We start from the raw sequence: 14,225 nt of genomic DNA, 5'->3' as shown, positions 1-14,225 counted from the left end.
CGGCATCAGTGCTTCCTGCGCTGATGGCAGCACCCGTCAGAAGACGCCCTCGGTCCCCCGAGGGCGTTTTTCTTTGTGGGCGGCGGACTGGAGTAAGCCCGCCCCTCAGGGAGAACCCTCCCACCTCGCTACAATCGCCAGTTCTCCCGCCGCGACCCCCCACGGCGCCAGACACCCAGAGACCTTCATGGCCAGCACCACCTCCTCCAAGCATCTGTTTCACTTCGAGGGGGGCAATGCCCTCTCGTCCTTCCGGGCCACGGCGCTGCTGGCGCGCCTGCAGGCGGTGAGTGACCGCGTGCAGGCCGTCCATGCCCGCCATGTGCACTGGGTCTGGGCCGAGTCGGTGCTGGACGAAACCAGCCAGGGCAAACTGGCCGCGCTGCTGAACTACGGCGACGCCTATGAAGGCCCCACGGCATCGGCCTCGGGCTCCACATCCGGCAGCGACACTGCCCTCATCGTCACCGCCCCCCGCCTGGGTACCCTCAGCCCCTGGGCCTCCAAGGCCACCGACATCGCCCACAACTGCGGTCTGGACATCAAGCGTGTGGAGCGCGTCACCGAATATCGCCTGACGCTCAAGTCCGGCCTGCTCAGCACCGTGACCGGTGGCCTGGCCGGCAGCACCAAGCCGCTCACCGAGGCGGAGCTGCTGGCCTGTGCCGAACTGCTGCACGACCGCATGACCGAAAGCGTGCTGCTGCGACGCGAGGACGCCGTCCACCTGTTCGATGACAAGCAGGCGCAGCCGCTGGCGCATGTGGATGTCCTGGGTCGTGGCCGTGCCGCGCTGGACGAGGCCAACGGCGCGTGGGGCCTGGCCCTGTCGGACGACGAGATCGACTACCTGGTGGTGGCGTTCCAGCGCCTGGGCCGCAACCCCAGCGACGTTGAGCTGATGATGTTCGCCCAGGCCAACAGCGAACACTGCCGCCACAAGATCTTCAACGCCGAATTCACCATCGACGGTGAAGCCCAGCCGCTCTCCCTGTTCGGCATGATCCGCAACACCGAGAAGCTGAATTCCCAGCACACCGTCATCGCCTACGCCGACAACGCCGCCGTGATGGAAGGCCATGTCATCGAACGCTGGATGGCCGCCGGTGACCAGCGCGCGCCCCGTTACGAGGCCCGCACTGAAACCGCCCATGTGCTGATGAAGGTGGAAACCCACAATCACCCCACCGCCATCTCCCCGCACCCCGGCGCCTCCACCGGTGCCGGCGGCGAGATCCGCGATGAAGGTGCCACCGGCCGTGGCGCCAAGCCCAAGGCCGGCCTGTCCGGCTTCTCGGTCTCCAACCTGCAGTTGCCCGGCCTCAGCGAGCCCTGGGAACAACAGTCCATCGGCAAGCCGGCCCACATTGCCAGCCCGCTGCAGATCATGACCGAAGGCCCGTTGGGTGGCGCCGCATTCAACAACGAATTCGGCCGCCCGAATCTGGGGGGCTACTTCCGCGTCTATGAACAGCAGGTGGACGGCATCCAGCGCGGCTACCACAAGCCCATCATGATTGCCGGCGGCGTCGGGGCCATCCGCTCGGACCTCACCAAGAAGATCGAGTTCCCGGCCGGCACGCTGCTGATCCAACTGGGTGGGCCCGGCATGCGCATCGGCATGGGCGGTGGTGCCGCCAGCTCCATGGCCGCCGGCACCAACACCGCCGACCTGGACTTCGACTCCGTGCAGCGCGGCAACCCCGAGATCCAGCGCCGTGCCCAGGAAGTCATCAACCATTGCTGGGGTCTGGCTGAGCGCAACCCCATCCTCGCGGTGCATGACGTGGGTGCAGGCGGCATCTCCAATGCCTTCCCCGAACTGGTGAACGACGCGGGCCGTGGTGCCCGATTCGACCTGCGCCACGTGCCGCTGGAAGAAAGCGGCCTGGCCCCCAAGGAAATCTGGTGCAACGAAAGCCAGGAGCGGTATGTCCTGGCCATCGCCCCGGAAAGCCTGCCCCTGTTCGAGAGCATGTGCGCCCGTGAGCGCTGCCCGTTTGCCGTGGTGGGCGTGACCACCGCAGAACGCGAGCTGGTGCTGGAAGACGGGGAGGGCGGTGAACGCGCCATCAACATGCCCATGGACGTGTTGCTCGGCAAGCCGCCCAAGGTGCACCGTGACGTCAAGCGCGTGGCCCGCGCGGGCGGCGCGCTCACGCTGGACGGCGTCGACCTGGCGCAGTCCGTCACGCAGGTGCTGCGCCACCCGACCGTGGCCTCCAAGCGTTTCCTCATCACCATTGGCGACCGCACCGTGGGTGGCTTGAGCCATCGTGACCAGATGGTTGGCCCCTGGCAGGTGCCGGTGGCGGATTGCGCCGTCACGCTGGCCGACTTCAAGGGCTTCGCGGGTGAGGCCATGAGCATGGGGGAACGCACGCCGCTGGCGGCGGTGGACGCGCCCGCATCCGGCCGCATGGCCGTGGCGGAAGCCATCACCAACCTGCTGGCTGCGCCGATTGAACTCTCCCGTGTGAAGCTCTCCGCCAACTGGATGGCCGCCTGCGGCGAACCCGGGGAAGACGCCGCCCTGTACGACACCGTGAAGGCCGTGGGCATGGCGCTGTGCCCGGCGCTGGGTGTGTCCATCCCGGTGGGCAAGGATTCCCTGTCCATGCGGACCCGCTGGAGCGACAACGGTGAAACCCGCCAGGTCACGGCGCCCGTGTCCCTGATCGTCTCCGCCTTCGCGTCGCTGACGGACGTGCGCGGCACGCTGACGCCGGAACTGCAGCCGGGCGACACCACGCTGGTGCTGATCGATCTGGGCCAGGGCCGCATGCGCATGGGCGGCTCCATCCTGGCCCAGACGCTCAACCAGTTTGGCCCCGAGGTGCCGGACCTGGACGACCCCGCGCTGCTCAAGCAGACCGTGTCGGCCGTGAATGAGCTGCGCGCCCAGGGCAAGCTGCTGGCCTATCACGACCGCAGCGATGGTGGCCTGCTGGCCGCCGCAGCTGAAATGGCCTTCGCCGGCCAAAGGGGTGTGAGCCTGAATGTGGACATGCTGGTCACCGAAGGCGACGGCATTGCGGACAGCCGCGCCGACATGGGGGACTCCAAGAACTGGGCCAGCCAGGTCAGCGGCCGCCGCGATGAACTGACGCTCAAGGCGCTCTTCAACGAAGAACTCGGCGTCGTGCTGCAGGTCGCCACCGGCGACCGCGATGCGGTGCTGCAGACCCTGCGGGCCCATGGCTTGTCCAGGCTGTCGCACGTGGTTGGCAAGACCAATGAGGCTGCGCAGGTGGAAGTCTGGCGCGACGCCAAGAGGGTCTTCGGCGCCCCGCTGCAGCAACTGCATCAGGAATGGGACCAGGTCTCCTGGCGCATCACCCGAGACCGGGACACCCCCGTTTTCGCCGACCAGGAACACGCGCTGGCGGGTGCCCCGGTGGCCGGCCTGCACTGGCTGCCCAGCTTCGACGTCCATGAGGACGTGGCCGCACCGTACATCCAGACAGGTGTGCGCCCCAAGGTGGCCATCCTGCGCGAGCAGGGCGTCAACTCCCACATCGAGATGGCCTACGCCATGTCTCAGGCAGGCTTTGACAGCTACGACATGCACATGAGCGACCTGCAGGCGGGCGCGGTCGACCTGAGCCAATTCAAGGGCTTTGTGGCCTGCGGCGGTTTCAGCTACGGCGACACGCTCGGGGCCGGGGAGGGCTGGGCACGTTCCATCCTTTTCAACCCGCGCCTGAAGGACGCATTTGAAGGCTTCTTTGCCCGCCAGGACAGCTTCGCCCTGGGCGTGTGCAATGGCTGCCAGATGCTGGCGGCGCTCTCGCCCATGATCCCGGGTGCTCAGCACTGGCCCAAATTCGTGCGCAACCGCAGCGAGCAGTTCGAGGCTCGCCTGGCGCAGGTGGAAGTGCTGGCGTCGCCCAGCCTGTTCTTCGCCGGCATGGCAGGCACGCGCCTGCCCATCGCGGTGGCGCACGGTGAAGGTTTTGCCGACTTCTCCCAGCGCGGTGATGCCAGCCAGGTCCTGCGGGCCATGCGTTATGTGGATGGGCAGGGTCAGGCCACCGAGCAATACCCGCTCAACCCCAACGGCAGCCCGGGCGGCCTGACCGCGGTGACCACGGCCGACGGCCGATTCACCGCCCTCATGCCGCATCCGGAGCGGGTGTTCCGCAACATCCAGATGAGCTGGACGGGCGGCGACAAGTCCACCTTCAGCCCCTGGATGCGGATGTTCCGCAACGCCCGCAAGGCCGTGGGCTGATGCGGCGGCGGCCCGCAAGGGCCGTGCGTTGCGGAAGGGTCAGCTCAGGCTGATGCCGGCGAGCAGCTCGTAGGACCGGCGGCGCGCCTGGGGGTCGTGCACGGCACAGGCGACGATGAATTCGTCTGCCTCAGTGCGTGCCTGGGTCTCCAGCAGCCTTTCTCGCACCGTCGTTGGCGAACCGACGATGGATTCCGAGAGCATGCGCTCGACCTGGAACTGCTCGCTGGGTGTCCAGAGGTCTTCCATCTGTGGCACCGGCCGTGGCAGCAAGCCGCGTTGGCCGCGTTGCATGCCCAGGAAGCGCTGCTGGATGGAGGTGAACAGGTGGCGGGCTTCGGCGTCCGTGTCGGCCACGATGATGTTCAGGCCCACGGCGGCGTAGGGCTTGGGGTGGCGTGCACTGGGGCGATACTGCGCCCGGTACATCTCCAGCGCCTGCATGAGCATGGCGGGCGCAAAGTGCGAAGCGAATGCAAAGGGCAGGCCCATGTAGGCCGCCAACTGCGCACCATACAGGCTGGAACCCAGCAACCACAGCGGCACTTCCGTGCCCTGGCCTGGAACGGCCCGCACCACCTGCCCGGGCGTGGCCGGTGCCAGATAAGCCTGCAACTCCAGCACATCCTCCGGGAAGCGGTCTTCATGTGCTGTGGAAAGATGGCGGCGCAGCGCCCGCATGGTGGGCCCGTCGGTGCCGGGTGCGCGGCCCAGGCCCAGGTCAATGCGGTTGGGGAAGAGGGTGGCCAGGGTACCGAACTGCTCGGCAATGGTCAGCGGTGCGTGGTTGGGCAACATGATGCCGCCGGACCCCACGCGGATGCGTTCGGTCGCGGCGGCAATCTGGCCAATCAGCACGGCGGTGGCCGAGGAGGCGACGCCGTCCATGTTGTGATGTTCGGCGACCCAGTAGCGTTCATACCCCAGGCGCTCCGCCCATTGCGCCAGCGCGATGCTCTCGCGCAGCGCCTGGGCGGCGGTACCGCCTTCCACGATGAAGGCCAGGTCAAGAATGGACAGTTTTGCAGGCATCACCGCAGTCTAGGCGGGCCCTGGCAATCGTGTCGGCGGCAAGGCCTTTGGCTTTGTGCTGTTGCCGCGTGCCTGGGCGAAAGACGCTCAAGTAGGCTCCACGGGATAACTGGCTTCTGTAACCTTAGGACTCGGTAGGCCTGCGGGGCTGTCTGCGTCACTGGCGTTGTACCAATACCAGTTCCAGTTTGATGTCGGGTATTTCGCTACCATGGCATCGTACTCTGCGCTGCTCCAGACAGACTTGACACGCCACTTGTCGATGTCGGGGCTGATAGGCTCGATAGGCACGCAATGCAACAGGAAGCGCCAGAGCACAGGGGCGATAGATTGGTTGGAGCGAGTCGCGATCATCACCGATTGAGTCATGCCCAGGTCGGCGTAGTTGCTACACTCGGTCTTCGGCTTCACGCGGGGCAGGCGCAGATTGGAGCCATTGCGTATATAGACGGTGTTTTCAACGTCCAAGAGCTTGCCGTTGAGACGGTCAGCATATGCCATGGGCGTGTTGAGTGTCTTGCTGTTGACATTCTCGGCCTCCAAGCCGCTGGCGATGATGGTGCTCTTCGCGCCCATGACCATGTTGCCATTCACAGCCAGCACGGCATCTCGCCCCAGGGTGGACATTGCAGCCTTTTTGCTGCCCACCACGGCTGTATCACCGGCGATCTGCTGGCCCTGTATCAACCCGGCATTGACCAAGTTATTACCTCCGGCATCCCAGCTGGGGAGTCCGGTGTTGTCACCAGAGCCGCCGCCGGCCACCGTGTCACTGCCTGCCACCAGCCGTACGGCTGCCAGAATACCGGGAACGCCCGCGTCGCCGTCAGCAGATTGCAGCGGGTTGGGGTCCTGGGTCAGGCCTCGCAACCCCGTCATGATTCGTGCACTGCTCTTGTCTTGATTGAGGGCCGACAGTCGCCCTGAATACCCGAGCGTCTCCAGCGCCGCGCCGACTTGCGCCACAGCCCCCATGGGCAGGTGCTTGGGATTGCCGTAGTAATAAGGCTGGGTATTGAATACCACAGCCTTCAATGACCAGGCTGAGCTGCTGCCGGGCGTACCGGTGGTCCCTCCGCCGGTGCCGGGTTGTCCCCCTGCGGGCGGGCCAAAGACACCGTCGCCCTTGGCCTGCATCTTCCGGCAGTATTGAGTGCCGCTGCCTACGTAGTCCAACTTGTCCTCCTCAACCACCGGGTTATATTCCTCGGAATCGTAGATGGGAGAAACGATGGCCGGGTTATCCCGATCGAAGAAGACCCAATTGCGATTGTCGTAACAACTCACCCCGTGGATGGTGGGGGGCATGTCCAGCGCTCCCAGGGGATAGTTGCCTTCGTCCGCCGAGGCCCGAGACGCCAGCGGCACGGCTGCCCCTCTTGCGTTGGGCACGCTGGTCATCGAGCCGGTCTGCACAAAGGTGCCGGAGCTGGCGCCTGACGCCTCCGTGTTTCGAACGGGATTGATCCAGACGGCAATACGGGCCCTCGCCGGATCGTGGCTGTTCTTGTCGATGACCACGTTCGGCGTGAAGGGCAGCAGCAATGTATCCGTGGCTTGCGAGAGCAGGTTCAGGTCATACAGGTCCTTGACGGTGGGCTGATAGCCGTTGGCCACCGTCACGCTGCCGAGGGTGAGCGAGCAGTCCGGGGCCGTCCCCGTGTCCGGCGGCGCTGCGGGAGCGGCGTCGAGCAGTTGCAGGGTGGGCGCAGCGCAGGCAGCGTCCAGCGCCAGGATCTTCTTGTAGTTCTCCTTCATGTAGCGGTCCACGCCTTCGCTGATCTCGCTCAACTGCTGCCCCGCCGCTTTGCCCAGGCTGATCTGCTGGGTGAAGCGCACCGTCATGAACAGCCCTGTGGACAGCCCCGCCAGCACCGTGCCGGCAATGGCGGCCTCGATGAGCGTGAAGCCCCGAGCAGGGCGGCTGGACGGTGTGGACTTTCGGCGGACGGAGGGAGCCGACACGGCGGTGACGGGTCTTGCCAGGCAAGACTGCTTGGGCGACGCGCCTGGGAAGGTTCTGGACATGGCACTGTGCGCATTCAAGCGCGGTAGTGGAGGATGTCCTGATCGTCCTTAATTCGAGGGGCATGCTCAATGCCACATGACTGAGGAAATGCTAGCAACGCTTAAGGGTCGCTCCCGCCTAATCTCTGCATAGAGGTGGGTGTCGCATGACCCTGGCCTTCATTGTTCGGTGGCCGCGTGCTCAGCGGGCTCCGGATCCTGGTACTGCATCGCGATATCCCGGAACCGGTCCTGCACCGTCAGAAAGGCATCCACCACATCGGGATCGAAGTGGCTGCCGCGGCCTTGCGCAATGAGTCGCGCCGCCTCGGCGTGCGACATCGGGGGCTTGTACACCCGCCGTGAGATCAGTGCGTCATAGACGTCCGCCAGCGCCATGAGCCGGGCCGGCAGCGGAATGGCGTCGCCGCGCAGCCCGCAGGGGTACCCGGAGCCGTCCCACTTTTCCTGATGGCCGTAGGCGATGTCCTTGGCGGTGTGCAGGAACTCCACGGGTGTGCCCAGTTGCCGTTCGGCCTGTTCGATCGCATCCCGGCCCAGCGTGGTGTGGGTCTTCATCACCTCGAACTCCTCCGGCACGAACGGGCCGGGCTTGAGCAGGATGTTGTCCGGGATGCCCACCTTGCCGATGTCGTGCAGCGGCGCGGACTTGAACAGCGTGGCGATGTAGTGGTCGGTGAGCACCTGCGCAAAACGGGGATGGCTCCGCAAGGACTCCGCCAGCACCTTGATGTAGTGCTGGGTGCGGCGCAGATGATGGCCCGTCTCGTTGTCACGTGTTTCCGCCAGCGACGCCATGGCATGGATGGTCACGTCCTGGATGGCGGCAAGTTCGGCCGTGCGGCGTGCCACCTCCTGTTCCAGGTAGGCCGCCTTGTCGCGCAGGAAATCGGCGCTGGCCTTGAGCTGGAGATGGGTGCGCACGCGGGCGAGCACCAGGGGAGGGCTGATGGGTTTGGTGATGTAGTCCACCGCGCCCAGCGCAAACCCCCGTGCTTCGTCCGCTGCGTCTACACGGGCCGTCAGGAAGATCACCGGGATGTCACGGGTGCCCGGCATGGTCTTGAGTGCCAGGCAGGTGTCGTAGCCGTCCAGCCCCGGCATCGTCACGTCCAGGAGGATGAGGTCGGGCGGTGGGGAAGCCGCTGCCATCCGCAGCGCTTCATGGCCATCGGCGGCCAGCGTGACGCGATAGTGCTGGCTGAGCAAGGCGCTCATCAGCGCCAGGTTGATGGGCGTGTCATCCACGACCAGAACGGTGGAACGCGGCGTGGCCGTGTTCTCATGCTGTGTCATGCGGCTCTCCCTGATTTTCTCTCCGCTGGGGCCATGGTAGCCGCGCCCGCGCCGGCTGGGGGGGAGAGGGCCCTGGTGCCGGAAGGGTTGCCGTCCTACAACCCTGGACCCGTTGTCGCCCTAGGATCATCGATCATGACTGCGCGCAGTGACCCTGACCTGATTGTGGCTCGCCCGGAAGGGCTGTATTGCCCGGCCGGTGACTTCCACATCGATCCCTGGCGCCCGGTGGCACGTGCCGTCATCACCCACGCGCACAGCGACCACGCCCGCTGGGGGCACGGCCACTATCTGGCCCACGAGCACAGCGCCCCCATACTCAGGCGGCGCCTTGGTGAGGACATCCGGCTGCAGACGCTGCGCTACGGAGAGGTCATCGAGCATCACGGCGTGCGGCTTTCCTTGCACCCCGCAGGCCATGTCCTCGGTTCGGCCCAGGTGCGGCTGGAACATGCCGGCGAGGTGTGGGTAGCTTCAGGTGACTACAAGCTGGAATCGGACGGCACCTGCCCCCCTTTTGAACCTGTGCGCTGCCACACCTTCATTACCGAATCGACCTTTGGCCTGCCTATCTATCGGTGGCCCTCGCAGCCGGCGCTCTTCGAGGAGATCAACGCGTGGTGGCAGGCGAACACCGTGCAGGGACGGGCATCGGTGCTTTATGCCTATGCACTGGGCAAGGCGCAGCGTCTGCTGCACGGCGTGGATCCCACCATCGGCCCCATCGTCTGCCACGGGGCCGTCGAACCGCTGAACGAGGTCTACCGAGCCTTGGGGGTGAGGCTGCCAACGACGCGGCGGGCCACCGATGAGTCGCTGGACCCCGGCCAACTCGGCCGTGCCCTGGTGATCGCGCCCCCTTCAGCCGCCCGCTCGACTTGGCTGCGCCGCTTCGGCCCGGACCCGGCCGACGCCTTTGCCAGCGGCTGGATGCAACTGCGCGGCACACGGCGGCGGCGAGGTGTGGACCGCGGCTTTGTGGTCTCCGACCATGCGGATTGGCCCGGGCTGCAATCGGCCATCATGGCGACCGGCGCGCAACGTGTGTTTGTGACCCATGGCAGTGTGCCAACGATGGTGCGATGGCTCTGCGAGCAGGGCTTGCAGGCCCAGGCCTTTGCGACCGAGTACGGTGCGGAGGACGATCAGGACGATCAGGACGTATCCGAAGCGCCATGAAGGCATTTGCAGACCTCTACCGCGCCCTGGACGCCTCCACGGCCAGCCTGGCCAAACAGGCTGCCCTGCAGGCCTACCTGCGGGAGGCGCCGCCGGAGGATGCAGCCTGGGCCGTGTACTTCCTCGCAGGCGGCAAGCCTCGCCAATTGGTGCCCACCAAGCTCCTGCGGGAACAGGCGCGGCTTGCGGCGGGCCTGCCGCAATGGCTGTTCGACGAATGTTATGAAGCCGTGGGCGACCTGGCCGAAACGGTGTCGCTGCTGCTGCCCGCTCCCACGGAGACCACCGAACTCCCGCTGTCGGTGTGGATGACATCGCATCTGCTGCCGCTGCGCGGGCAGCCACCGGAGACCTTGGTGCCGGCGCTGCGGCGCCAATGGACCTGGCTGGCGGCGAATCAGCGCCTGGCCTATTTCAAGCTCATCACGGGGGCCTTCCGCGTGGGGGTGTCCAGGCTGCAGGTGACCCAGGCCCTGGCCGCTGTCAGCGGGGTGGATGCACGCCAGATCGCGCAGCGGCTGATGGGTTACACGCACATCGGTGCAAGGCCGGTGGCGGCGGACTTTCTGGCGCTTGTGGCTCCCGAGGAGCCTCAGGCCGAAGGGCAGACCCGGGGCGGTCAGCCTTACCCCTTCTTCCTGGCTCATGCCTTCAACCAGCCCGTGGCGCAGTTCGACGCCTTGCTCGGCCCGCCGGTGGACTGGCTGGCGGAGTGGAAGTGGGACGGCATCCGCGCGCAGCTTGTGAAGCGCGCGGGTGGCGTCTGGCTGTGGTCGCGCGGCGAAGAATTGATCAGCGACCGCTTTCCGGAGTTGCAAACCATGGGCGAGGGCCTGCCGGACGGCACCGTGCTGGACGGCGAGGTGCTGATCTGGCGGGACGGCCAGGTGCAGCCCTTTGCCGAACTGCAGCGCCGCATCGGCCGCAAGCAGTTGGGGCCCAAGCTGCTGCGTGAACTGCCGGCGGTGCTGTGCGCCTACGACCTGCTGGAAGAAGCCGGTGTGGACCTGCGCATGCTGCCGCAGCACGAGCGCCGGGTGCGTCTGGAGCGGCTGCTCGCCGGGCATGCGCATCCGGCGCTGATCGCCAGCCCGTTGGTGACCGGCGATAGCTGGGTCGCGCTGGCCGCCTTGCGGGAAGAGGCGCGCGCACGCGGCGTCGAAGGCCTCATGCTCAAGCGGCTGGATGCGCACTACGGCGTGGGCCGCACCAAGGACGTGGGGGTGTGGTGGAAGTGGAAGATCGACCCCCTGTCGGTGGATGCCGTGCTGCTTTATGCCCAGCGCGGTCATGGCCGGCGGGCCAGCCTCTACACGGACTACACCTTCGCCGTGTGGAATGGCCCGGCGCATGATCCCGCGCGCCAGCTGGTGCCTTTTGCCAAGGCCTATTCCGGGCTCACGGACGAAGAGATTCGCGCGGTGGACGCCATCGTGCGCAAGACCACGGTGGAGAGCTTTGGACCGGTGCGCAGCCTGCAGCCCACCCAGGTCTTCGAACTGGGCTTTGAGGGCATTTCGCGCAGCAGCCGCCACAAGAGTGGCATCGCGGTGCGTTTCCCGCGCATGCTGCGCTGGCGGACGGACAAGCCGGTCGCCGAAGCCGATTCGCTGGAGACCCTGCAGGCCTTGCTGCCGGGGGCGGCTGATGGCCGTTGATCCGGAACGCTGGCTGCAGCAGCGCGGTTGGGCGGCGTTCGACTTTCAACGCCGCGTCTGGGCTGCCATGGCCGAGGGACGCAGCGGGATGCTGCACGCCAGCACCGGCAGCGGCAAGACCCTGGCGGTCTGGCTGGGCGCGTTGGCAGGGCTCCCGCCGGGGGCCGTCGAGGGCCGTGCCGGCCACGCACCGCCGTTGACGGTGGTCTGGATCACGCCCATGCGTGCGCTCGCTGCCGACACCTTCCGCGCCCTTGTCGAGCCGCTGCGCGACCTGCATCCCACCTGGACCATCGGCCTGCGCAGTGGCGATACCCAGGCTAGCGAGCGCGCCGCCCAGGACCGGCGGCTTCCCACGGTGCTGGTGACCACGCCAGAGAGCCTGTCGTTGCTCATGTCCCGCGCCGACGCGCCGGATCGACTCGGCCAGGTGCGTCTGGCGGTGGTGGATGAGTGGCATGAGTTGATGGGCAACAAGCGCGGCGTGCAGACCCAGTTGGGGCTGGCGCGTCTGCGCCGATTCAACCCCGCGCTGATGTGCTGGGGGCTCTCGGCCACGCTGGGCAACCTTGAGGAGGCGCTGCGCACGCTGCTCGGGCCGGACGCCGCAGACAACGCGCAGAGGGATGGGCAGACGGACGCGAAGACGGACGGGCAGACAGATGGGTACCCGGATGCGCAGTCGGCTGCGCAGACGAAAGCGCGGCTGCCGCCTGTGCTCATCGAGGGCGCCACCGACAAGACCTTGGTCATCGACACCTTGCTGCCCGCCACGGCCGAGCGTTTCGCCTGGGCTGGCCACATGGGCCTGCGCATGCTGCCGCAGGTGGTGGCGGCGATCGAGGAAAGCGCCAGTTGCCTGGTTTTCACCAATATGCGCTCCCAGGCCGAACGCTGGTACCGCGCACTGCTGGAGGCGCGGCCGGACTGGGCCGGCATCCTCGCGCTGCATCACGGCTCGCTGGACCGGGAGGTGCGGGAATGGGTGGAGGTCGGCCTCAAGGAGGGCCGCATCAAAGCGGCGGTGTGCACCTCCAGCCTGGACCTGGGGGTGGACTTCCTCCCGGTGGACCGGGTGCTGCAGATCGGCTCGGCCAAGGGCGTGGCGCGGCTGGTGCAGCGGGCGGGCCGCTCCGGCCACGCGCCCGGCCGGCCCTCTCGCATCACGCTGGTGCCCACCAACAGCCTGGAGCTGGTGGAGGCGTCCGCTGTCCGCAGCGCCGTGCGGGCCGGGCAGGTGGAGGCCCGGCGCAGCCCGAAGGAACCGCTGGATGTATTGGTGCAGCACCTGGTCACCATCGCGCTGGGCGGCGGCTTCACGCCGAAGGCCTTGCTGGCGGAGGTGCGCGGCACAGTCGCTTATGAGCATCTGACGGCCGACTCCTGGCAGTGGTGCCTGGACTTCGTGCGCCAGGGCGGCCCCTCGCTGGCCGCCTATCCCGACTACCACCGGGTGGTGCCGGACGAGCAGGGCGTCTGGCGCGTGCCGGACGCTCGTCTGGCGCGGCGCCACCGCGTCAACATCGGCACCATCGTCAGCGATGCCGCCGTGACGGTGCAGTACCTGGGCGGTGCGCGCCTGGGCACGGTGGAGGAGGGCTTTGTGGCCCGCCTCAAGCCCGGCGATGCCTTCATGTTCAGCGGGCGCCTGCTGGAACTGGTGCGGGTGGAGCAGATGACCGCACTGGTGCGTCGCGCCACCGCCGGTCGGGCTGCACTGCCGCGCTGGAACGGCGGTCGCATGCCCTTGTCCAGCACGCTGGCCGATGCGGTGCTGCGCGAGTTGGACGCCGCCAACCAGGGCCACTTCGACAGCCCCGAAATGCAGTGCGTGAAACCGCTGATCGACATCCAGCAGCGCTGGTCCGGTGTGCCCACGCCCTCGGTCCTGCTGGCCGAGACCTTCAAGTCTCGCGAGGGCTGGCATCTCTTCCTCTACCCGTTTGCGGGCCGCCAGGTGCACTTGGGGCTGGCGGGCCTGCTGGCGTGGCGGGCGGCGCAGCCGGAGACGGGCACCTTCTCCATCGCCATGAACGACTACGGCATCGAGCTGCTCAGCGCCAAGGCCATCGACTGGAACGAACGACTGCCAGGCCTGCTGACCCTGCCGCCCATGCCGGTACTGCTGGCGGAAGTGCTGGGCAGCCTCAACGCGACCGAACTGGCGCGGCGGCGCTTTCGCGAGATTGCGCGTGTGGCGGGGCTGATCTTCCAGAGCCATCCCGGTGAGCGCCGCAGCAACCGCCAGCTGCAGGCGTCGGCCAGCCTGTTCTTCGAGGTGTTTCAGCAATACGACCCGGAGAACCGGCTGCTGAAACAGGCGGAGCGTGAGCTGCTGACCCAGGAGCTGGATGTCCGATTGCTGGCCGAGGTGCTGGCGCGTATGCAGGGCCAGACGCTGCGCATCCATGCCTTGCGCAAGCCCACGCCGCTGGGTTTTCCGCTCATGGTGGAACGCTTTCGCGAGAAGCTCACCAATGAATCGCTGGCGGACCGCATTGCCCGCATGGTGTCAGTCCTGGAGCGCAGTGCCGGCGGCGATGCGGTGGGCACGGCCCATGAGCCCGCGAACCGGGTGTTCGCGCGGCCGGATTCCCCGGGGATGGCGGTTGGGGACTCGCTGGCGCTGGAGACGCGAGGGGACACCTCGGGTGACCGCACCAGCGCCCGTGCCCCCGCCCGAGGCGACGACAAGACCACCGGCGCTCGGCCCACGGCACGTGACCGTGCCCGGGAGCGCGCCCGTGACCGGGCCCATGTGCGCGCCACACGGCGCCGCGCCTGACCGTTGCGCGATG

Annotated in this window: 7 protein-coding genes; 4 read left to right on the top strand and 3 right to left on the bottom strand. The window is 67.2% G+C overall.

The window, feature by feature from the left end; translation table 11 throughout:
• Positions 1-187 precede the first annotated feature (187 nt).
• Entirely contained in the window at positions 188-4,234 is a 4,047-nt protein-coding gene (gene purL / locus BMY53_RS20450) for a phosphoribosylformylglycinamidine synthase (protein ID WP_092948345.1), read from the top strand.
• Between the two features lie 39 nt (positions 4,235-4,273).
• Here the strand turns inward: purL and BMY53_RS20445 are convergent, their stop codons facing one another.
• The 3 genes from BMY53_RS20445 to BMY53_RS20435 all read right to left on the bottom strand — a co-directional run bounded on the left by BMY53_RS20445 (position 4,274) and on the right by BMY53_RS20435 (position 8,590).
• The gene (locus BMY53_RS20445) at positions 4,274-5,266 is read right to left on the bottom strand and encodes an LLM class flavin-dependent oxidoreductase (protein ID WP_092948344.1); all 993 of its coding nucleotides are present in this window, start codon (positions 5,264-5,266) and stop codon (positions 4,274-4,276) included.
• Between the two features lie 87 nt (positions 5,267-5,353).
• Positions 5,354-7,294: a type II secretion system protein gene (locus BMY53_RS20440; protein WP_143074169.1), complete on the bottom strand. Its 1,941-nt coding sequence runs from the start codon at positions 7,292-7,294 to the stop codon at positions 5,354-5,356.
• A 159-nt stretch (positions 7,295-7,453) separates the two neighbouring features.
• The gene (locus tag BMY53_RS20435) at positions 7,454-8,590 is read right to left on the bottom strand and encodes a response regulator (protein ID WP_092948342.1); all 1,137 of its coding nucleotides are present in this window, start codon (positions 8,588-8,590) and stop codon (positions 7,454-7,456) included.
• A 135-nt stretch (positions 8,591-8,725) separates the two neighbouring features.
• Between BMY53_RS20435 and BMY53_RS20430 the strand changes: the two genes are divergently transcribed.
• From BMY53_RS20430 to BMY53_RS20420, 3 genes are read left to right on the top strand one after another with little or no spacing between them, the layout of a single operon-like run.
• Positions 8,726-9,769: a ligase-associated DNA damage response exonuclease gene (locus tag BMY53_RS20430; protein ID WP_092948341.1), complete on the top strand. Its 1,044-nt coding sequence runs from the start codon at positions 8,726-8,728 to the stop codon at positions 9,767-9,769.
• Positions 9,766-11,427: an ATP-dependent DNA ligase gene (locus BMY53_RS20425; protein WP_092948340.1), complete on the top strand. Its 1,662-nt coding sequence runs from the start codon at positions 9,766-9,768 to the stop codon at positions 11,425-11,427. The genes BMY53_RS20430 and BMY53_RS20425 overlap by 4 nt, the downstream gene beginning before the upstream one ends.
• A complete protein-coding gene (locus tag BMY53_RS20420) occupies positions 11,417-14,212 on the top strand; it encodes a ligase-associated DNA damage response DEXH box helicase (RefSeq protein WP_092948339.1) in 2,796 nt (931 codons plus the stop codon). Before BMY53_RS20425 ends, BMY53_RS20420 begins: the two co-directional genes overlap by 11 nt.
• The last annotated feature ends 13 nt before the right edge of the window (positions 14,213-14,225 follow it).

This window comes from Roseateles sp. YR242, assembly GCF_900109745.1.
In the GTDB taxonomy this organism is placed as follows: domain Bacteria; phylum Pseudomonadota; class Gammaproteobacteria; order Burkholderiales; family Burkholderiaceae_C; genus Roseateles.
Note: the sequence above shows the minus strand (reverse complement) of the source record. Positions and strands in the feature narration are given on the sequence as shown.